The sequence below is a fragment of the Microcoleus sp. Pol12B5 genome, from assembly GCF_036701335.1.
In the GTDB taxonomy this organism is placed as follows: Bacteria; Cyanobacteriota; Cyanobacteriia; order Cyanobacteriales; family Microcoleaceae; genus Microcoleus.
This window is the reverse complement of the sequence record NZ_JAUBQQ010000017.1, coordinates 51,186-72,536: the sequence shown is the minus strand read 5'-3', so window position 1 is coordinate 72,536 and position 21,351 is coordinate 51,186. Positions and strand designations below refer to the sequence as shown.

At 45.3% G+C, this 21,351-nt stretch carries 16 protein-coding genes; 6 read left to right on the top strand and 10 right to left on the bottom strand.

Annotated features, from left to right (window positions below; genetic code table 11):
- Nucleotides 1–54 precede the first annotated feature (54 nt).
- The 3 genes from QUA24_RS11240 (at nucleotide 55) to QUA24_RS11230 (ending at nucleotide 2,865) form a co-directional block, all read left to right on the top strand.
- Nucleotides 55–795 carry a low-complexity tail membrane protein gene (locus QUA24_RS11240; protein WP_333229626.1) on the top strand — a complete coding sequence of 247 codons (741 nt, stop codon included), beginning with the start codon at nucleotides 55–57 and terminating at the stop codon, nucleotides 793–795.
- Nucleotides 796–1,036: 241 nt separating this feature from the next.
- The gene (locus tag QUA24_RS11235; RefSeq protein ID WP_333229624.1) at nucleotides 1,037–1,261 is read left to right on the top strand and encodes a hypothetical protein; all 225 of its coding nucleotides are present in this window, start codon (nucleotides 1,037–1,039) and stop codon (nucleotides 1,259–1,261) included.
- Between the two features lie 422 nt (nucleotides 1,262–1,683).
- A complete protein-coding gene (locus QUA24_RS11230) occupies nucleotides 1,684–2,865 on the top strand; it encodes a glycosyltransferase (protein WP_333229622.1) in 1,182 nt (393 codons plus the stop codon).
- Nucleotides 2,866–3,021: 156 nt separating this feature from the next.
- Here the strand turns inward: QUA24_RS11230 and QUA24_RS11225 are convergent, their stop codons facing one another.
- The 8 genes from QUA24_RS11225 to QUA24_RS11190 form a co-directional block, all read right to left on the bottom strand.
- Nucleotides 3,022–4,149: a glycosyltransferase family 4 protein gene (locus QUA24_RS11225; RefSeq protein ID WP_333229620.1), complete on the bottom strand. Its 1,128-nt coding sequence runs from the start codon at nucleotides 4,147–4,149 to the stop codon at nucleotides 3,022–3,024.
- Nucleotides 4,150–4,896: 747 nt separating this feature from the next.
- Entirely contained in the window at nucleotides 4,897–6,105 is a 1,209-nt protein-coding gene (locus QUA24_RS11220; protein ID WP_333213013.1) for a DegT/DnrJ/EryC1/StrS family aminotransferase, read from the bottom strand.
- Between the two features lie 556 nt (nucleotides 6,106–6,661).
- Complete coding sequence (locus tag QUA24_RS11215; protein WP_333229618.1) at nucleotides 6,662–7,237, bottom strand: alpha/beta hydrolase; 576 nt, start codon at nucleotides 7,235–7,237, stop codon at nucleotides 6,662–6,664.
- A gap of 132 nt (nucleotides 7,238–7,369) precedes the next feature.
- Nucleotides 7,370–7,555, bottom strand: coding sequence for a hypothetical protein (locus QUA24_RS11210; protein ID WP_333229617.1), 186 nt, complete (start codon nucleotides 7,553–7,555; stop codon nucleotides 7,370–7,372).
- Between the two features lie 417 nt (nucleotides 7,556–7,972).
- Nucleotides 7,973–8,281, bottom strand: coding sequence for a DUF3493 domain-containing protein (locus tag QUA24_RS11205; RefSeq protein ID WP_333213011.1), 309 nt, complete (start codon nucleotides 8,279–8,281; stop codon nucleotides 7,973–7,975).
- A 168-nt stretch (nucleotides 8,282–8,449) separates the two neighbouring features.
- Nucleotides 8,450–9,682, bottom strand: a complete 1,233-nt coding sequence (locus QUA24_RS11200) for a DUF445 family protein (RefSeq protein ID WP_333213010.1) — start codon at nucleotides 9,680–9,682, stop codon at nucleotides 8,450–8,452.
- 103 nt (nucleotides 9,683–9,785) lie between these two features.
- Nucleotides 9,786–10,487, bottom strand: coding sequence for a bifunctional demethylmenaquinone methyltransferase/2-methoxy-6-polyprenyl-1,4-benzoquinol methylase UbiE (ubiE, locus tag QUA24_RS11195; protein WP_333213009.1), 702 nt, complete (start codon nucleotides 10,485–10,487; stop codon nucleotides 9,786–9,788).
- A gap of 266 nt (nucleotides 10,488–10,753) precedes the next feature.
- A complete protein-coding gene (locus QUA24_RS11190) occupies nucleotides 10,754–11,698 on the bottom strand; it encodes a response regulator (protein ID WP_333229615.1) in 945 nt (314 codons plus the stop codon).
- A 156-nt stretch (nucleotides 11,699–11,854) separates the two neighbouring features.
- Between QUA24_RS11190 and QUA24_RS11185 the strand changes: the two genes are divergently transcribed.
- The gene (locus tag QUA24_RS11185) at nucleotides 11,855–12,949 is read left to right on the top strand and encodes a RuBisCO accumulation factor 1 (RefSeq protein WP_333213007.1); all 1,095 of its coding nucleotides are present in this window, start codon (nucleotides 11,855–11,857) and stop codon (nucleotides 12,947–12,949) included.
- Nucleotides 12,950–13,267: 318 nt separating this feature from the next.
- Here QUA24_RS11185 and QUA24_RS11180 read toward each other — a convergent pair whose 3' ends face one another.
- The gene (locus QUA24_RS11180; RefSeq protein WP_333213006.1) at nucleotides 13,268–14,275 is read right to left on the bottom strand and encodes a DUF4349 domain-containing protein; all 1,008 of its coding nucleotides are present in this window, start codon (nucleotides 14,273–14,275) and stop codon (nucleotides 13,268–13,270) included.
- A gap of 166 nt (nucleotides 14,276–14,441) precedes the next feature.
- On the opposite strand from QUA24_RS11180, the gene QUA24_RS11175 reads away from it, so the two are divergent.
- Nucleotides 14,442–16,895 carry an ATP-dependent helicase gene (locus QUA24_RS11175; RefSeq protein WP_333229613.1) on the top strand — a complete coding sequence of 818 codons (2,454 nt, stop codon included), beginning with the start codon at nucleotides 14,442–14,444 and terminating at the stop codon, nucleotides 16,893–16,895.
- A 411-nt stretch (nucleotides 16,896–17,306) separates the two neighbouring features.
- On the opposite strand, the gene QUA24_RS11170 is transcribed toward QUA24_RS11175, so the two are convergent.
- On the bottom strand, nucleotides 17,307–18,989 hold the full coding sequence (locus QUA24_RS11170; protein ID WP_333229611.1) for a tetratricopeptide repeat protein: 1,683 nt from the start codon (nucleotides 18,987–18,989) through the stop codon (nucleotides 17,307–17,309).
- 603 nt (nucleotides 18,990–19,592) lie between these two features.
- Between QUA24_RS11170 and QUA24_RS11165 the strand changes: the two genes are divergently transcribed.
- On the top strand, nucleotides 19,593–21,329 hold the full coding sequence (locus tag QUA24_RS11165) for a pseudouridine synthase (RefSeq protein WP_333229609.1): 1,737 nt from the start codon (nucleotides 19,593–19,595) through the stop codon (nucleotides 21,327–21,329).
- Nucleotides 21,330–21,351: the final 22 nt, after the last annotated feature.

Genomic DNA, 21,351 nt, shown 5'->3' with positions numbered 1-21,351 from the left:
AATCTCAAAATCCAACATTCAAAACTCCTAATTCATAACTCATAATTATTTAAAGTGCGTTCTTTTTGGTCAGATCCTTTTTTGTGGATTCACCTTTCTGGGGCGGCTACACTGCCGATTTTCCTGGGACTGTGCTTGCTGGGACTCGCAGTGGGTTCTCCCCTGCTCCCTGTCTGGTTAGAAATATTTTTAGTGGCTGTAGTCGGTATTGTTCCTGTGCTGTGGATGCAGTTGTTCCGCCCTTTTTACATTTTTAGTATTTTAGTTGTGGCGGTGAAACCGCAGAATTTAACTTCTTTGCAGCAGCAGATTCTGACTCGGTTTAAAACTAAGTTAAATAAAGGACTCGCTCTATTTGTCGCTGTTTTGCTGGCAGTAATTTTGTGGCAGCTTTACCGATTGGCTCCCCTGGCGGCTTCGGTGGCTCCCTTTCCTCCTTCCTGGCGGTGGGCTGGATTGTTGTTGGCAGTTGCTGCTTTTTTAGCTAGCAATCTGTTTTTGCAGGTGTCTGCTAGTGTCATGGCGGTTTTGCTGACGCCGGAATCAGAATTTGCAGCAACAAAGCTTCATGTTTTAGACAAAATTCGGCAGGATTTTACGATCGCGCCTTGGCAAGTCGATCGACTTTTGCCGGCTTTGGCAGCCGAGACAACTGCCGCTGTGGCTGCACCCGCAGAGTCAATTGGGCTAGCATCCAGCATAGGGAATTTGTCAGTCGGCAGTATTGTCAACCCAAAACCTGCTGACACCAACGACGTTACATCTCTACCCGAAGAGTCGATCAAAAAAAAGTGAAATAAAAAATTAAGAGGGGGACAATTGTAGTTTAAGCTACTTTAATTTGTACAGATGTATGCTGTACAAAAAATAGGTAAGGCCCCTCTTCGGATAGAGATTATTAAGAGTCTTAATATTTAATTTTTAATCGCAGGTTGTGGATATTTTATGTTGGCTCTTGGGAGAGAAGAATCTATAATAGAGAGTGTAAAGGTCAGCTTTCAATCCTTACAAGGGATTAAAACAGAGGTATAACAATATGGCGAATTATCTACCCATCGCACAAGAACCTCAAGCCGCCGAGCCGATCGAGCCGTGCGAAGATTCTGAAATCTGGGGCAGTCTCAAATCAGTGATCGGTGCAAGTTCAGGATTTCAACGCTGGCAGCTAGAACTCAATTTTGAGCGTCAGCAGCAAAATGCCACCATCGATCAGCAGGTTCGTTCCTATCTGCGGGAAACTTTAGAAACTTTGGCTTATTGAGTACCCTAAAACCAAATATTGTCACGGTTTGTGAATTTTATAGCCCAATTCTGCTGACATCCCCTCCAATATGCTAAGTGAGTGCCGATAGTGAGTGTCGAGAGTGAGTCTCCATCGCAACTTCGGAGATCAAATTGCAGGGGACAGTATTTCTCCTTACTTAGTCGGCATTAATTCCCGCATTCTACTGGCAACGCACACTTGAAAAATTCCGAGAAAATTAGCCTGAAAGCCCCCATACAAAGCGACTGCGGCCGCTATCTATTGATCTGCCTGTTGCCGGAACTGTTTATAATAAGGCTGAAGCAAAATAAAATTAATAGTGCGGTTGTGGCGGTACATCAAACCGTCCCCATCAACATACTTACAAACTTTTTGCACCGTAAGTCCTATTAAATAGTCTACAACCAGAGTAGAGGAAAATGCGCTTAGTAATAGTTCAGTATGCCGGCGATTACGCAGAAGCCTTTGAGCGTTTAGCCAAAGGTGGAAGCGAAACATACTACGCTCAAAAATATTCTGTTGATGCCGTCACCGAGATGGCAAAACGAGCGGAGTCAGTAACGGTTATTTGCTGCATGACACCAGAATTTAACGATCGGGTTCTAGAAAACGGCGTGCGGGCGATCGGTTGCGGATTTAATTACAAAATTGATTCCCAAAAATTGATCGAGTTAATTGCCCAGCAAAAGCCGACTCATTTAGTCCTGCGGACGACTTTTCCAGACCTTTTTAAGTGGGTCATTAAAAACGAAATTAAAACCATAGCTGTATTTGCCGAATCTATTGCAACAAAAACTTGGCGCAATAAATACCGCAACTATTTTCTATCCCAATTGTTAAATAACGAGCAGATAGAATGGGTTGGAACTTACGGCATTACTTCATCTTTATTGTTCAAAGAAATAGGAGTAAAAGCTGATAAAATAATTCCCTGGGACTTTCTCTTAGAGACCAATCCCGGCTCTTTGTCGCCGAAAACCATCCCTGCGGACATCAAAAAAATTAAACTTTTTTACGCTGGTTCGTTAGTACAAAGTAAGGGAGTGGGCGATATATTGAGAGCCGTAGCAAAGTTAAGAGAACGGAATAATATATCAGTTCACTTAAAAATGGCAGGTAAAGGTGAAGAGGAGTTTTTTGCCCAGCGAGTCGAAGAGTTGCAAATTAAAGATTGTGTGGATTTTCTGGGAATCGTGCCAACTCATAGTTTAGAACCTTTAATGAGAGAATCCGATCTCGTGTTAGTTACTAGCAGGCACGAATATCCCGAAGGTTTTCCCCTGACTATTCAGCACGCTTTACGCACTAGAACACCGATAGTAGCTTCGGATCACCCGATGTTTAAAACCCACTTAAAACACGGTATTAATTCGATGATTTTTGAGGCGGGGAACTCTCTGGCTTTAGCAGAATGTATCGAAAAAGTTATTTCGGATTCAGCGCTTTACCACAATCTTTCGGTCGCTTCTCACTCAACCTGGCAGGAGTTGCGTCTGCCTGTCAAATGGGCGGACTTGATCGATCGCTGGCTGGATGATTCTCCTGAAAGCAAACAGTGGTTATTTGAACAACGACTAGCTTCTGGAGCCTATAACTCATGACAAAGTTAATAATTAGGCCAACCTAATTAAACTTGAGTAGGACTTATATCTAGTCCTGTCATATAACCCTCATCGGGCAAGTCGTGAGGACGAAGAGTCGTTTCTTAAAGATTTTAACAAATAAGGACTCTTCGTCAGTCCTCTTTTATTGAGTTTTTATTTTGCCTGCATTTTTTGCCGAATCTGCTCTCCGCGCCTAGCCGCAACTTTTGGCCAAGTAAACTCCAAAGCTCGCTGGCGGGCGGCGGCTCCCATCTTAGCCCGCAAATCAGGAGAATTAGATAGTTTTCGTAGTGCCTCCACCCAGGCGTCAGTATCGTAAGGAGGAAGAATTATGCCCTCAACGCCATCACGCACAACACCGCCTCCTCCCATCGGTGAAGCCAGAATCGGCAAACCATGACCCATTGCTTCATAGATAACGAGTGCGCTACCTTCCTCCAGACTGGGAAAGGCAAAAAAGTCAGCTTGGCGATAGGCAGAACTGTAGTCCAAGGCATAATCAAAGTGAACTACATCAGGACGTTTCAGCAAATGGCTGCAAGTGTGAGCAATCGCCGGTTCGAGGGAGCCAAAAATTGTCAGCTTTCCCTTAATCCCAGCTCGCTCCCAAGCCTGCAAGAGCAGGTGAGTCCCTTTGCGGACGCAGGCAAAACCTAGGAAAAGGACGTTAACTTCCTCTGAGGCTGGTTTTTGGGATTGATAATTGGGGAAACGCGACGGCGACCAACCTTCAGTGGTTAACAGCAGTTTTTCTTCAGGAACTCCGGCTTCTTGAAATGATTTTACTACTGCCGGACTGGGACAAAACAGAAAGTCAACTAGCTTGAGTTTTTGCTCTTCGGTCTTAATTTTTTCTGGGGTAATTTCGTGTTGAGGTTGCAATTCCAAGCGAGAGTAAGCATCGTCAAGGATACTCTTAGCTTGACTTTGACAAGTATTAACTCGCTCCCAAAAAATCGGCTTACTTTGCTTGTTAACGCTCTTTACAGTATCTAATGATATAGCGGGCCACAAGTAGGCAACATCAAAATTTTTGATATCTTTGAGAAAACGCTTCTCTGCCTTGATTTTGGGAGCACTAGGGCTGCGGTAATAAAAGTTTGTCAGAAATGACGGAATTGCTTCAACTATATTTGAGTTGCGGCAGGAGCGATCGCAACTCGGGACAACCATGCGAGCATTCAGCTCAGGTTTTTGCCATTCTTTGCACACTGAAAAAAATACGTGGCTGATGGCTCGGTCATTGCAATGAATTGGGAATAAAGCACTCAGTTTTAACATAGGATTCATCTTGAATTAACTAAAGTTTTTCTAGTTGTTTCTAAACACGGATATAGAAAAATGAGGCTCGGTTTAGAGACCAGTCTTGTTTGATTGAAAAGTAGATTCTGCCCTCTGACAGTGATTGTATGGTGACAACATAACATTAAGTAAATTCACTGACAAGGCCCTGAACCAAAAATTATGTATTTTTACTGTAAAGAATGAAACAGCAGCATCCAGAATGCGCTGAAAATTTTTCCAAGATGTTTGGCTTACTATTAAATAGGGCTTTTCAAGCGTTTTAGATAACGTGGCGATTGAAATTGCTGCTACACCTACTATCCTAGTGGATATTACGTACTAAAATCACTGACCGAAAACATCCAGAGTACAAGCTCCCGGATCGCGGCCGCGGATCAGGTCTGACTCATCTGGGCATCCGATCAAACGGAAAATGGTACAGGCCGCTTTTGTGGCATCTAAAATCTCAAATTTCAAATCTCAAATCCATCGACCGGGTATTAAACCCGGAGTTGGTATAGCAGAAGGAACAAGGAAGAAGTTCGCCACCCCTGCTCCCTCCTTGGGGGGAATCAGAAGGTAAATGCAATAAAATCAATGGTTTGGACTATTAAAAACCTCCGGTGGAACCGAAAAGGTTGCTAGATCATTACCTTCCAAAGGGCGTTGTGGAGTTAAAAAACATCCTAGCTGCTTTTCTTCAAAAACAGCTAGGATGTTTGTATGGCAAACTATTTCAGGATTTTAGCCTGCTGTTGCAAAAGCTGGATTCTTAGTTTTGCCGATCGCCAAACATTTTTTAACAGCAGCAATTACATCTTCCACATCTGCATCTGTTAATTTGGCCGAAATCGGCAAGCTAACTGTATGCCGCCCAATGTAGCCAGCATTCGGATAATCTTCGGTATGCCATCCAAACATTTTTTGATAGACAGGATGTTCCGGCATACTCATATAATGTACGCCGACACCGATATTTTCAGCATTGATAGCGTCGAGAAATTCGTCGCGGCTGATTCCAGTTTTGGCTTCATCTACCAGAATGGTGTACAGGTGATAAGCATGAATTGTATCCGGTTCGGGGTTGGCTGGCAAAGTAATCGGCAAATCCGCAAATGCTTCGTTGTATCGCTGCCAAACCTGCTCCCGACGCTGCCAATAAGGCGTGACTCGTTTCAATTGATGAATGCCGATCGCAGCTTGCAGATCCATCATATTGTATTTAAAACCGACTTCCACCACTTGGTAGTGCTTGTAACCCGAGTCGCTGAAGCGCTTCCAAGCATCTTTGCTCATACCGTGCAGCGCTAAAATGTTGAGCCTGTCGGCGTCTTCTTGACTGGCGGCCAGAATCATTCCTCCTTCCCCGGTCGTAATGTTTTTGGTGACATAAAAGCTGAAGCATCCGAAGTCGCCAAATGTGCCTGCTTTCCGTCCCTTGTACTCTGTTTCGATCGCGTGAGCACAGTCTTCAATTAACTTCAAGTTGTGACGGCGAGCAATCTCGCAAAGCGCATCCATATCGCAGGGACGACCTGCGAAGTGAACCGGCAAAATTGCTTTAGTTTTTGAAGTGATTTTAGCTTCGACTTGAGCCGGGTCAATATTCATTGTCACCGGATCTACATCCGCCAATACTGGTGTTGCCCCGGCGTGGATGATGGCATTTACTGTAGCGCAAAAAGTCATCGGAGTAGTAATGACTTCATCCCCCGGTTCCAAGCAAGCAGCGAGGACGCTCAAGTGCAGTCCCGCCGTACAGGAATTGACTGCAATCGCGTACTGGGAACCCTTGTAAGCATTGAATTCGTCTTGAAACTTCCTGACTTTAGGGCCTGTACCCAACCAACCTGTTTTCATGGTTGCCACCACTTCTTGAATTTCAGCATCTTCGATCGCCGGAGCACCGAAAACCAAGAAACGGTCTTTTGAACGAATAGGATTGTTGTTCATGTTGCTAGTCTTACCCAGTAAGTAAACTTGATCAAATGGAAGTGTTAATGAATGCAGTATCAGCGTTTTTTATCCCGATCTTTTGCTAATACCTTGTATAATGGCATCTTTTGTATAACAAGCTTACTAATGACAAGCCGTTTTTTCGCAAGCGCCTGACCCTGACAGAATTTATATATTTTAAGATAGAGAATCTGCAATGTCCAGTAGATCGTATTTCAGTTTATGGGTGATACACAAGCTCTTACCCGCATTTTTTACTTTAAATATTTTTTTTAAAAAAGTTTTCTTTCTCTATAAACTTTTTGTAAGATGTCGAACATCTATCCAGAGAAAGATTTGACAGCGAAGTTATCTGATTTGTGATTTTTAATTTTAGAATTAGGAATGACAGATTCCCGTGAGGTTTGGAGCTTGGCTGGAGTTAGATTTTGTTTTAACCAGTGTAAAAATTAGGCAAATTTTGCACAAAAAAATGTAACTCCCCTGTAATTGATGCAGGTTCAGCAACATTCTGTGATCGCTCGAAGCAATCAACCGTCCTTGACTAAATCCACTACAATCTAGGCAGACGAATCTTGTTCAAAATGTCTTGCAGCCGTTCTGAAACGCCACCCAATTGTTCTGACAAAGCTATAAGTTTGCCGTAAGCTTCAACTAAGCGATCGCCCTCCACATAAACTTCTGGAGTAGGATAATTTTTCATCGCTTCCAGCAGGGTAATTTCGTTATCATTAGTTGCAGACAGCACCAAGGCATATCTCAAAGCTTCTCGATTTGCATTCCCAGAAGGAGTGCGAATTACCTGACCCACTTCATCGAGAATTATTTCGCCAACCTTGCTGTTAAGCGTCCGATCCAAAAAGCTTTGACTGACTTTCACTGATCTCGTCAGACTGTGGCGAACCGCTTCCGGGTCTTTTTTTGCTTTTCCCAGCAGCATTTCTAACGCGGGCGACATTTGCCCAGTTTCTGCAAAAATTTCTAATTCGCTGACGGGTAAAGTCATTCGGATCGCACTGTATTTGAGCACTACCTTTTCGGCAGCCGCCGCAGCATTACTGTAAAATACAATTCCCGCGCCTGCTGCTAAAAATAACGTCCACCGCTTTTTGAAAAATGATCGACCCATAGTCAAATCTCCTAACATCTTTTTCTACTTCGACTTTGACACATCTCATTAGTTACTGCACAGGCTCAGGTCTTCGGCAAATGCCAAATTATTCGATCGCCCCAGCACTTATACCATTTTAGATTTTAGATTTTAGAATTGCGAATTAGTGAGGACGATCGTGGTTTCCAGCATCTGCCAAGAGTTGCATGATTTTTGGAAACTGGTATTGCCTATATCGGATGCTAGGCAAAAAACTCGGTTCCGGGCGCTGCTACTGGCCTCTTTGAGATTATTGTAGATTTGCGGATTAGTGAGGACGATCGTGGTTTCCAGCATCTGCCAAGAGTTGCATGATTTTTGGGAACTGGTATTACCTGTATCGGATGCTAGGCAAAAAACTCGGTTCCGGGCCCTAGTACGGGATTTTGACTCTGTACGCGGTGCACACCCTACTGATTCTATCTCCCCAGCTCCTGAGCCTATCAAAATGCCGAACGCCAGCTCTTCTATCAGTGAAGGCTGGCGCTGGGCTTAAATTTATTTTATATATTTAGGGTCTTTATGAAAGCTGACCCCAATTGAACGAATTACAAGCGGTTTATGATTAGGGCCTTTAAATTTGCTGACCCCAATTGAACCCACATCATTATCATTACAGGGATCGCTGGTAAACCAGGATTTCATAATAATTTCTTTATATTTCTAACTTTTCCTTACGTCACATAGATATTTGTCTCGATTTGTAAATTTTTGTTACTTCGACTTCGGGGATCGGCCCTCGGCGCGCTGCTCCCAGCGAAACAGGAACACCATCAGGGCCACAACTGCGACTTGGATGGCAAAATTAGGCAAAGCAGAACCAATTTCCCGGCCAGAGGCAATTTTAGCGAGGAAAACCAAGCCGCCGATAAAGCCCGAAGCGCCACAAGCTACGTAAACAAACTGTCGCAGAGGCCGGTAGGGAGTGGCCATTTCTGCGGTTAAACGCTCGTATTGTTGGCGGCTGAGGTTGCGCGGGTTTTTGGGGATGTTTGTGCGATCGTCCGAATTTGGGGCTGGCATAGATTTAGAAAATAAGTAAATTAGGATTGGGTCACAAAAACCCGGTTTATACCAAAAATCCTCTGGCTTAGGTAGCAAATACTAGGGAAAAACCGGGTTTTTGGTACTTTGGGCGCAAGTTGAGTGAATATTAGACTACAACAAATATCTCACAACTGCCGAAATAAATCACCGCTGAAGCAAAAGCACAACTGTCTGCAAACAGCCGACAAAAACGCCCAAAATGCCTCCTAAATTTACAATTCCCTGCAACTCACTTTTGACAATTCCCTGAATTGCTAACTCCAACTCTTCAGGAGAAGTACCTTTGACTCGATCGACAATCACCTGGTCAATATTCAAAATCGGGATAGCCTGAGCTACAATATTTTCTAAATCCCGCTCTAAATAACGCTCTAAAACCAAAGCCAGTTCTTTGCTGACAATTTCCAGGGAAGCGCTCATCACCGCTGAAGTTTGCAAGCGATTGAGAATCAACCGCGAAATATTTTCCCAGTCAATAGATTTGCTCAACCCCTCAAGTACATCTGTACCCCGCTGTTGAACATAGCTGCGAACACTGTCGCGCATAGTTTTTCGCAACTGTCTCACAGTCGAAACCGGTAAATTTTGCATCGACAAATTTTGCAGCCATTCCTGAATTCGCCCGCGAATCCCCAAAGAAATAGTTAACTCTGCTAAGCGCTGATTTGTGGCTTCTCTGTCATCCAGACAAAAAGTCCGCAGCCGAGTTAAAGTGTTCCGCAAACCAAACAAATTTGCTACTACCCAATAAGTGCCGCTGGTTTTTTCTCGAAACCCTTCATCGATGATCGAAATATTGCGATCCGTCAAAAAGTCAATTAAAGCCTGCCGCAGCACTTCCGGTGGTATTACTACCTGCAACAACCACTCAGCAAGCTGAGCCGCCTGAGCTTCCGTTAGCTGAATCTCCAGCAAAACTTGATCAAAAATTTGATTTAGCTGAGCTTCTAAAAAATCTTCCCGGCGTGCCAAAACTTTGAGAATTCGTGGCACAGATTCCCCCAGCAAATCTCGCAAAATGTTAGCGAGAATTTTAGCGGTTTTTTGCTCTGCGTCTGCTTTTACCTGATCCAGCGCCAACTGCAACAACCAGAGAATCACCGACTGCATCCGCTCGGTTTGCAGGAGGCGGCGCGCTAAGTTTTGCAGTTCCTGTGGCGTCAGCAGCGAACCCATAATTGTGTCGGAAATTCGCTTTGCTAAACGCTCTTGGTTGCGGGGGATCAAGCCTGGAGTGAAAGGCAACTTCCGCCCTTTGATGTAAATAGCTCGATAGGGACGGAACAGCATTTTGATAGCTATATCGTTAGTGAAATAGCCAATAATTCCTCCCACTACAGGTGGGGCCAACAACAGCCAAATGTCAGAGGGATTCATCAATAATTGGGAATTGGGAATTGTTGATTGTTGATTGTTGATTGTTGACTGTTAACTGTTAACTGTTGACTGTTGACAACTGACAACTGACAACTGACAACAGTCAACGGACTAATACCAATACTCCCATCATAGCTCCGGCAATGGGGTAGTGGGTGGCGGTGGCAAATCCGGCTTTGTTGGCGATCGCGACTTGCTCCTGGCCGATCGGGAATTTTTCTAAACTGGGATTAATATAAGCATATTCTTGAGTCATTCCAAATTGCTGAGCAATGGGCACTACGAGACTGTCTAGATAAAACTGCTGAAAGCTCCGCATTAGGGAATTGCTGGGGCGGTGGAGGTCGAGAATAGCTGCTTTGGCACCGGGTTTGAGTACGCGGTGCAATTCCTGAAGACTGCGGGGGATGTCAGTCACGTTACGTAGGCCATAACCCATTGTGGCGCAGTCGAAGTAATTGTCAGCAAAAGGCAAGTCTAGGGCGTCAGCTTCTACCCAGGAAATGGGACTTATAGGGGTGAGAAAAGGTATCGCGCGTTTGGCCGCCACGGCCAATTGTTCGGCAGAAAAATCTACTCCAAATACGCAACCGGTCGGCCCTGCTTGTTTGGCCAGCAACAAAGCTAGATCCCCGCTACCGCAGCACAAATCTAAACAAGTATTTCCGGGACCCGCACTGCTCCATTTCACCGCCATTTGCTTCCAAATCCGGTGTTGCCCAAAGCTCAACCAGTCGTTCAATTGGTTGTAAACTGGTGCAATTCGATTAAATATAGTTTTAATTTCTTCGGCGTTATTAGTCATTGGTCATTTGTCATTGCGAAAAAGGTGAAAAAGTGATTTGGGAAAAGGTGATTTGTCAGCCGGAACTAATAATTAATCCGTCCATTCATGTCATGCTGTCGCCAGTCATTAATGCTTTTTTATTTGTTAGCGATCGGTGATATGTTGTCTTTAATCATTGGTTGGCTATCATTTTCGACTCAAGACACAGAGCCGACTGATGACTGATGACTGATGACTGATGACTGATGACTAATGACTAATGACTAATGACTGATGACTGATGACTAATTACCCTGAAAACTCGTCAATACCAAAGCAACTTCTTGAGCGGCGAGGTGAACTGTTGTGAGTTCGTCGGGGCGCAGGGAACAAGGTTGCTTCCACTGCATGGAAATCAGGGCGATCGATCGACCTTTGTGAATCACCGGGATGCTCAGGTGAGCTTGAATGCCGGATTTCTGATAGTGCGGCAGACTCGCTAGGTTGGTGTCGAGCGCAATATTCACAGCACCCTGAATTGTTTGAGAGGTAATTGCTTCTCGAACCAGAGGATCATCTGCCAGCCAATTTTCCACAGTTGCACCAGTGGTGTGACTGCCTTGGACTGGTATTAAAACATTTCCTTCCACCAGTTGCAAAATGCAAGAGTCCGCCAAAAAATTATCACTTATAGCAGTAGCAATTGGATCTAAACTTGCTTCCAAACTCGGATAATCCACAGCCGTTTGCATGATTGTTGCTAACAGTTGTATTTGAGTTTGGGCGCGATCCAATTCCTCAGTCCGCTGCTTGAGAATTTCATAAGTCTCGGCTGCCTTTTGCACCACCATTTTCAATTCGTTCGGGTCCCAAGGCTTGGTGATATACTTGTAAACCTGTCCTGAGTTAATCGCATCTACCAAGTCTTCAATGTCCGTAAAACCAGTCAAGATAATTCTGACCGTATTCGGAAACTGGGGCACGGTTTTGCTCAAAAACTCCGTTCCCTTCATTTCGGGCATCCGCTGGTCGGAAATGATCACGGCGACCTCGCCTTCGATGCCGAGGACTTCCAAGGCGCGAATTCCGCTCTCAGCTTTGAGAACGTTAAAATCTCGTCGGAAAGTGCGGTAGAGTAAATCCAGATTGTCTGGTTCGTCGTCTACTACCAGCATTTTGGGCTTTTTCGGTCTGTGTAGGGTCATGAGCTGGCGTTTAATTTGATCTAGCTCTGAAATGGCATTATCCATAACAATACGATAAACTCCCCTTCGTAAATTTAGGCGAGCAACTATTCTGTAACAATAGTCTCATAACTCACTTACTATTAATCTATCGCTCTGCCGCGACACGAGCCTTGCCGGTATCCAATAACACATAACTTAGCGCTAGTTTTTGATTCAATTATGACTGATACACCGCAAGATTCCTCCCCTCCTGCATCTGCACCCTCCACCAATGCTGTGGATGCTGAAAAGTTAATTCGATCGCTCCGCCGCAAAGAAGGCACTTGGGTAGAGTGGGGACAGGCCTGCACAGCACTGCTAAAAGCTGGCTACAACTCTCAAAGGATTTTTGAAGAAACTGGTTTTGAGCCAATTCAGCAAAATCAAGTAAGCGTAGCAGCCCAAGTTTACACCAGCATGGTAAATGCTGGGGCTTCAGAGGAAGTTCGATCGCACTTTTTAGGCAAAGGTAGCGATATCTTATACGAGTTTCGGATTCTCTCTCAAGTAGAGCGTGCCGGGGCCGCTGCTTTGATGCTAACCCACAATTTGGATGTTGACGATGCTCGCCAAGTTGCTAAAGCGATCAAGGAGTTTTCGCACTTCGGGAGTCTCCCCCAAGGGTTCACAGACACTCCCGGCGATGCTATGGCTTACCAATGCTGGCAATTAGCGAGACAGAAAAGCGATTTGCAAGAGCGATCGCGCTTAATTGCTCGCGGTTTAAAATTAGCTAGCAGCCCAACCGCTAGGGCGCAAATCGAGCAGTTGCTCGTTGATTTTACCGTCGTTTCCAGACGGGAAGCGCCCCGCTTGCCCGTCTATCGGCTGGATACCGAAGAACAATTGCCGCGCGTTGTCCCGGTTGTCGGCAAATTGCCGCTTTCTACGACAGATTTGCTGGCAGTGCCTTTGCCGGAGGAAATCGAGCCGTTCCGAATGGTAAAATTTTCTGGAGCCGGAGCTTGGGTGGCGATTCCCGGATGGCAGGTAATTTTGAACGCTGAAGATCCGGTGGCTGTTTTGGAAATGAGCGATCAATTGCCGGTACCGCTGCAAGGCAAAGTTGAAGAAGTTTTGATTATTGCCGATCGAGCCCACAGACAGTGGGATGCTGACAGTTATTTCCTCGCCGATAACGCTGGCAATTTAGAATTGTACTGGTTTGAACAATCCCCGGATATTCCTATTTTGGGCCGAGTTGTTCTGGTGATGCGTCCGAAAAAGATTGTGGATGAAGACTATACCAAAGATGGATGGCAAATTGATGATTAGTCAGTTGGCAGTTGTCAGTTGACTGTTGACTGTTGACTGTTGGCAGTTGACTGTTGACTGTTGTTAGTTGCCAGTTGACTGTTGTTAGTTGCCAGTTGTCGTTGGTTTTAATAACGGTTTCTCCGGCTGTTCCACAATAGATAAATTTTATGTGGGTGGAATGACTACTGACTACTGACTACTGACTACTGACTACTGACTACTGACTACTGACTAATGACTAATGACTAATGACTACTGACTACTGACTACTGACTAATGACTACTGACTACTGACTACTGACTACTGACTACTGACTACTGACTACTGACTACTGACTACTGAGGCGGTTTCGGTTCTTGAATTTGCGGAACAGAATGCTGTTTCTTAAATCGATTAAAGCCGTAAACCGCAGCCCAAATTAACAGAAAATAAGGACTGTAAGCCAACAGCCAAATACCCAAACCAAACAAACCTAGCGTCAATTCACCCACAGAATGAGTTGCTTTCCCCCAAGTTTCCTGTACCCGCAAACCTAGAGAAGGTTCCTGAGTTTGTTGAGCCGATACTGCTGCTTCTAGAGTTAAGCTAATAGTCGAATATGCTACTTGATTTCGCAAACTTTTTAACTGAGCGTCAATGCGTTCGATCGACTCCCGAATATTGCTCAACTCTTGAGCAGCTTTGAGCACATCACCGACAGAACCCGATCGCTCCATAATTTTTAACACCATTTCCTCCGATTTGCGAAGGTTCCGCAGCCTAGCCTCATTGTCAACTAATTGATCGGTAACATCCTCAGCCGTCAGAGCACGGTTCTCTACAGTTCCGAGTTTTGCCAAAGCGTCTAAAGTAGTTTCTAACCGTTCTTGAGGCACGCGAATCTCCACAGACGCGGTTTGGCGGACACTCGAATCCGGCGGCTTTTGATTTTGGAAACCCAAGATATCGCCTTGCTGTTTTTCGACAATATTGGTAACAGATTTAGTGCTGGCGTCAATAGATTTGACAACTACGCTGAGTTCGGCTTTTTTAATCAGTTGGGGACGGGTTGCGGTTGTTTCTGCTGCTTTTTTTGATGCACCAGAAGTTTTTGACCTCTGGGCTGCTGGCTCGGGTGCTGGTGCTGATTGTGGAGCCGATGCGGTAACTTGGTTTTCACGGATGCTGGGTGAATCGGCGCCGCCTGGAGCGCTGCTGGACGTTTGAGCTCCTCCGCAGCTAGGCAAAGCAATTGTGGAAGATAAAGTTAAGAATACCGCAACAGCAAAACGAGTTGTGCTGTTGTTGGCTGGGTTTGGGTTTGGCTTGTGGGGCGGGGAATTGATTTTGAGGCGAGTTTTCATTTGGGTGACTCCTCTAAAAAAGGCTTGGGTATTGAATTTTATGCTGGTTTTAATTTAAGCTCGAATAGATAGCGTTAGTTTAGCCGATACCGAAATGGAAACGGTAGAGGTTGCAGATTTTTTTATTTTTAACCGCAGATGAACGCAGATAAACGCGGATGTAATAATGACTGATGAATTTGATTCTGATTTTATGCGATCGACAACCAATATCGATCGCCCTGGCAACATTTCCTCTGGGTTAGACTCTGCGGCAGTTTTGCGAGAACAAGCTTGCCTTAAAATTCGCGAAAGCTTGCGTGCGGGCCAGCAGGACATGGCGGATTGGCAAGGCGGCCCCCTTGCTGTTTCGGCGGTTCCGGGAGCCGGGAAGTCTACGGGAATGGCTGCTGCGTCGGCAATTGCGATCGCCCGCAACCAGCTTCACAGCCGTCGCCAGTTAATTGTCGTGACATTTACGCGATCGGCTGCTGCTAATATTAAAGCTAAAATTCGGGAAAGATTGACAGAACTGTCTTTATCGCAAGGCGGTTTTGCGGTGCATACTTTGCACGGTTTAGCTTTGAATATTGCGATGCGCCATCCTGATTTGTCGGGTTTAAATTTAGAAAATTCAACCTTAGTTACTCCTACTCAAAGTCACCGATTAATTCGCACCTGTGTAGAACTTTGGATTGCGGAAAATCCCCGCCGATATCAAGTTTTGTTGGAAGGACAGCAATTCGACGGAGAGGAAACGGAGAGGCTGCGGCGACAATCGGTTTTGCGGACGGAAATTTTGCCGCAGGTAGCTAAAACTGTGATTCACGAGGCGAAATCTTCTGGTTTGTTTCCCGAACAGTTGTTAGAAATGAGCGCTCTTGATACTGGGGACGGTTATGAGATTTTAGCGGTAGCTGGGGGTTTATATCAAAAATATCAGGCTTTGTTGAGGAGTCGGGAATTCATCGATTACGACGAAATGATTTTAGCAGCTTTGCGGGTGTTGGACAATCCGAAGGCGAGGGCGAGCGAGCAAAAGCAAGTATTTGCCGTTTTTGAGGACGAAGCGCAGGATTCTACACCTTTGCAAACTCGGCTTTTGGAAACATTGGCGATCGATCCCGATCATCCTACTTTACCTCCCAATTTTATCAGAGTTGGCGACCCAAATCAAGCGATTAATTCTACTTTCACTCCCGCCGACCCGATTTATTTTAACCAATTTTGTGATGAGTGCGAAGTAGAGAATAAGTTAGCTACAATGGACGGTGCCGGCCGCAGCACCCAAGTAATTATCGATGCCGCTAACTTTATGTTGCAATGGGTAAATGGCTCAGAATTAGCGAAACATGAAAAGCCTTTTCGCGACCAAACTATTAAGCCCGTACCCAGCACTGACCCGCAGCAAAATGCAAATCCGGCTCCCATTGGTCGAGGCTTAGAATTGCATACTCCCCGCGATATTTACCATACAGTTGAGTTAATTGGCAAGCGGGTAATTGAGTTATTAGAAGAATTTTTACCTGCAGAGTTTGAATTTGGAATAGGCAAAAATATCGAATCAGGTTCTGAAGCTAGCGATGGGGAAAATAGTGCAAAATTGCCGTTAGAAAATCTGAAATCGATGGCTATTTTGGTGCGGGAAAACAAACAAGGTAAGTTTATCAAAGAAGTGTTAGAAAATCCTCAAAAACACGGATTAAGCTTTGATTTGCGTAAATACGGGATTAAAATTGAGGATGTGGGAGAACGCGACAGACATTCTCAAGTACCTTGGGAAATCTTAACACTGCTGCAATTTCTCGATCGCCCGCACTCTCCAGACTACCTGAAAGCAGCCTTAAAGATTTTGAGCGATCGGCAACTGATTCCCAAACAAGACTACAATGCTTTTGCGACTAGCCCCGAACAATTCCTTTACCCAGGCCCCCTAGACCCCCAGCAGTCAGAACCCGTTCGCAAATGTCGCTATTTTTGCTGCGGTTTGCTGCAAGCTAGCTTAGAACTGCCACCCTACCAAATCATTTCATTCTTAGCCTTAGCGCTGCAATACGACCAAACAGAATTAGCCACCGCCGACAAATTAGCAGAACGGGTAGCAATCCAAACAGCCGGCAACAATTCAATGCACAATATTTTGGGCGTACTTAGCGAAATTGTCAGTTCCGAAAGATTTGAACCTGTGGATGCAGACGACAAAATAGAAGAACGTTATACCAGCAAAGGTCAACTAACAATTATTACCATGCACAAAGCCAAAGGACTGGATTGGGATTGTGTATTTTTGCCGTTTCTGCATGAACAAACCATCCCCGGAAATTTGCGAGTTTTGCCACAAACCAGATTTTTAGGAGATTTCACTTTAGCAGAGGTAGCAAGAGCACAAATTCGAGCAAGTTTGCACGAAAAATATCCTTTACCAAATCTAGGCGAAGCCTGGGAACAAGCAGGTTATTTGAAAACAGCCGAAGAGTTTCGACTGCTGTATGTGGCGATGACCAGAGCAAAAAGCTTGCTGTGGATGGCCGCGGAGAAAAAAGGGCCTTTTACTTGGAACAAACCAGAGAATTTACAGGAGCAAAAACCTTGTCCGGTAATGCCTGTTTTGAAGCAGAGATTTCCGAGTAATGCTATATAAAAGAAGTCATAATTAAGCTGAGGTGCATCAGCTTATCACAAGTTATCTGGCGTTAGAAAATCCCTATCTTTGTCGCATAATCAGCTTAATTCGATTATTAATTGTTGTTCATTTAAATTGAATGTTGAGGGCGGGCTTTCCGGCCCAACCCCTACTTCCCACAAGAGTGAAAATTTCTTTTACCATGCAATTTATACCAATTTTAAAAAAGAATGCAACAGTATTCTTGTTCCCCCCGCAATGCAGCGGGGGGGCTAAGGGGGTCGAAGAGTGTTGCACGATTTTAGAAAAATGGTATTAAATGCGGATTAGCTGATTTGCAGGGGGAAGTTTAGGTTAAAACTTTACCCCAGCGCAGCGTTACGAAGAACAAAGCAATTTCAAAACTCAAAAAGTTTTGTCAATTTCCCCTCACCACTTTCCTGACATCGTGCCCTTAAGTCTCAATTCTTCTCGACTAACTAGAGCTTCGTAGTAATCTGGTTTGATTTCGAGGGCGACTCCGTAAGAGCTAATGGCATCTTGAGTTCGCTGCAATTTTTGCAAAACGTCGCCCCGCTGTGCCCAAGCTTCCCAGTTGTCTGGCTTGAGTTGAATCACTTGGTCGAAAGCGACGAGTGCTTGGGAATAATTCTGCATTTCCCCTAGGATCAGACCTCGCTGTACCCAGCCTTGATAGTTATCGGGCCAGACAGTAATTGCTCGATCGTATGATGCTAGAGCTTGTTCGTACTGCTGCAATTTTGACAAAGCGTTACCGCGTTTCAACCAAGCTTCAAAATTGTCTGGCACGATTTTTAGGACGCGGTTGTAAGCTGCGACGGCTTCTTCGTAACGCTGCAATTTTTCCAGCGCGGCGCCTTGCTGCAACCCTACTTTTGATGTAATTTCTGCTTCTGAAGTCAGAGAGATTACTTTATCAAAACAGGCGATCGCTTCTTCGTATTGCTGTAATTTTTCCAAAGCTTCGCCTCGCAAGTTCCAAGCTTCTAAAAAATTACCTTCAATTTGTAGGGCATTGCTGTAAGCGATAATTGCCTCTTTGTAGCGTTCCAATCCTGCCAGGGCGATGCCTCTACCCAGCCAAGCTTCGGGAAAATTCGGATTAATTTGAACGGCTTGGTCAAAAGCAGCGATCGCCCCTTCAAAATCTCTCGATTCTGACAGTGTTTGACCGCGCCCGATCCATGCTTCGGGATAAAAAGAATTAATTTGAATTGCCCGATCGAAACAAGCAATTGCCGCGTCTGCCCACTGGTGTTTGAGGGCCATCCCTTTATAAAACCAAGCTTCGCAGTCGTTGGGCTGCATTTGCAGTACACGATCGTAAGCTGTCACGGCTTCTGCATATTTGTGCAATTTTGCTGAAGCAATGCCCCGATTGAACCAAGCCAGACTATTTTGTGGTTGCAGTTGAATGGCGCGATCGTAAGAAGTTACAGCTTCAGCGTAGCGTTCGGCTTTCATCAAAGCCAAACCTCGATTCAGCCAAGCTTCCCAATTAGTCGGGACGAGTTTCAGCGCGCGCTCGAAAGCGGCAACGGCTTCAGGATAGCGCTCCGCTTGAACCAACACGTTGCCTTGCCGATACCACATGGCGGGTAAATTCGGATGAAGTTGGGTTGCTTTTTTGTAACAGGTTGCGGCTGCATCCCACTGCTGCAATTCCTCTAAAACTCTGCCGCGCTGATACCAAGCTTCGTGCTTTTCTGAATTGATTTGAATAGCGGTGTCAAAAGCGGCGATCGCTTCTGAGTGATTTTGCAAACTTAACAGCCCTGTGCCGCGCAGCATCCAAGCCCAGTATTCTTCGGGATTAATTGCTGTAGCTCGATCGGCGCAGGCTACGGTTTCTGCGTAGGAATGCAGTTGCTTGTAAGCTTTGCCCAGATTCAGCCACGCCCTGGCCCAGTCCGGCTTGATTTGAACCGCTTTTCCGTAGCAAAGGACTGCCGCTTCGTACCTTCCTGCGGCGTACAATCTATTGCCCCGATCGTAATCTGGAAATGCTGCAAAAATTCTTAAAATTGGCGGCAGCAGAGCTGGTTGGGGGTTTGAGGAGTTTTCTGGAGCCGAAGTCGAGAGGTCTGGCATACGCCTTTCACATAAAAATTTAGTGGGATAACAAGCTTGCGGTCTTATATATTAACTTATGCTTTTCTTAATCTCGCTGCTGTTTTGAAACAAATTTAGCATATCAGGCTTGGTGCAACCAATCCTTTTTACTTAATTCTAGTAGGTATAAAATTATGCACCCTTCCCACTTTCGGTACACCCATGTAACATACGGTCAGTCGATTTTCGATTTTCGATTTTCGATTTTCGATTTTCGATTGACCGAAAGCATCCAGGATACAAGCCCCCGGATTAATTCCGAAAGCAGACTCAGGACCCAGAAATAAAAAACCTGTATCCGATGAAACTTGCCTCCCGAATTTATCCGTGGGGTCAGTCGATTTTCGATTTTCGATTTTCGATTTTCGATTCTCGATTTACCCCACAGATAAATCTGGGAGTTTGAACTAGGGTCGAAAATTTTTATCTTTCCACGACTCCTGTACGTGGCAGCGTATCCGTTTTTGGGCTGGGTCAATGCTTCAATCTAAAATCTAAAATCTAAAATCTAAAATAGATTGACCGAAAGCATCCAGAATACAAGCAGATATGCCCTAATTCAGATTTCAAACCAAATTTAATATGTTAGAAATGCACCCGCTTTTAGATGTCACGGACTGTCATTGGGAGTCGATCGACTCGCAGCCGAATTATTGGTACGAAGGCCGTTGTCCTCAAAGTGGCGAACTGCTGAGACTGCCGCGCACTCTAATTTCCGAGGATCTCGCGCGGGGTTTGATGCAATACCTGGCGGCTGACGACTCCTACGATCGCGAAGGGAAGATGTACGGCATATTACTGGTGGAGATGCCTTCGGGGGAACAGGGGATACTCAAAGCATTTTCCGGGCTGCTGAACGGTTGCAGCATTGTTGAGGGCTGGGTGCCACCGATTCCGGGACGAGATCGTGTTGCTTTCGAGGAAGCCCGCACCTTAACTGAATTGGAGGCGATGAAACAGGAACTTATTGCACTCAATCAACTCCCGCAGCGACAAGAGTATGCAGCCTTATTTCGGGAGTTTGAAGTGCAAATGCAAGTTTTGAGCGATCGGCATCGCAATTGCAAGCAGCAGCGAGATGAAAAACGCCAGTTACTGTGTCAAACTCTCCCAGCAGAAACACTAGAAATTGCCCTGGAACAACTGAATCAAGAAAGCCGTTTGGAGAAAATTGAACGCAGGCAATTGAAACGACAGCGGGATGAAACATTGCAGCCACTCAAACAATTAATTGAAGCTGCGGATCGACGGATGCGGGCGCTGAAACAGCGGCGAAAAGAACTTTCCCGCGAACTTCAGACGCAAATGCACGCGGCTTACACTCTGGTGAATTTTTTGGGGACATCGCGATCGATCTCCTCATTGATGCCAACTAATTCTATTCCCACTGGCACCGGCGACTGTTGCGCGCCAAAATTGCTTCACTGTGCTGCAGTACACAATCTGAAACCGCTGGCAATGGCTGAGTTTTGGTGGGGGCCGCCATCGGGGGATAAGATACAGGGAGAATTTTACGGTGCTTGTGGCGATCGGTGTCAGCCTTTGATGGGTTTTTTGCTGTCAGGATTAGCTCAAAATCCGATTGTTTCTAATATAAATGGGGGTTTGACGGGCGGGCTAGAAGCCCAACCCTTACTCCCCACAAGCAATAATTTTTCTTGTGGAACGGGCATCTTGCTCGTTACGCAAATGCTACCGATTATCTATGAAGACAATTGGTTGATTGCGGTCAATAAACCTTCGGGATTGCTGTCAGTTCCAGGTCGTTATTTTGAAAATCAAGATAGTGTTTTTAGTCGTTTGCGTAACTTGTTACCTGATAGTTTTAATTTGACAGTCGTGCATCGTTTAGATTGGGAAACATCGGGAATTTTGCTTTTGGCATGGGACAAAGAAACTAGCAGTCAACTCAGACAGCAATTTGCAAAAAAGCAGGTTCACAAAGTTTATGAAGCGGTGCTTTCGGGTACTGTAAAAATTGATGCGGGGACGATCGCTCTCCCACTTTGGGGCGATCCCGAAAACCGCCCTTACCAGCAAGTCAATTGGGAGTGCGGAAAACCCAGTGTTACTCGTTTTCAGGTAATGGTGAAAGAGGGAAATCATACTCGCGTCGAGTTTTTGCCGCTGACGGGACGCACTCATCAATTGAGGGTTCATGCAGCGGATGTTCGAGGGTTAGGGATACCGATTTTGGGCGATCGACTTTACGGATGTCGGGCTGCTGCGAATCGCCTACACTTGCACGCGCGGGAACTTTCCTTTAAGCATCCGCAGTTGGGAGAAAAGCTGCACTTACAGGCAGAAACACCATTTTAAGCTAAGGGCGATCGGGCAATGA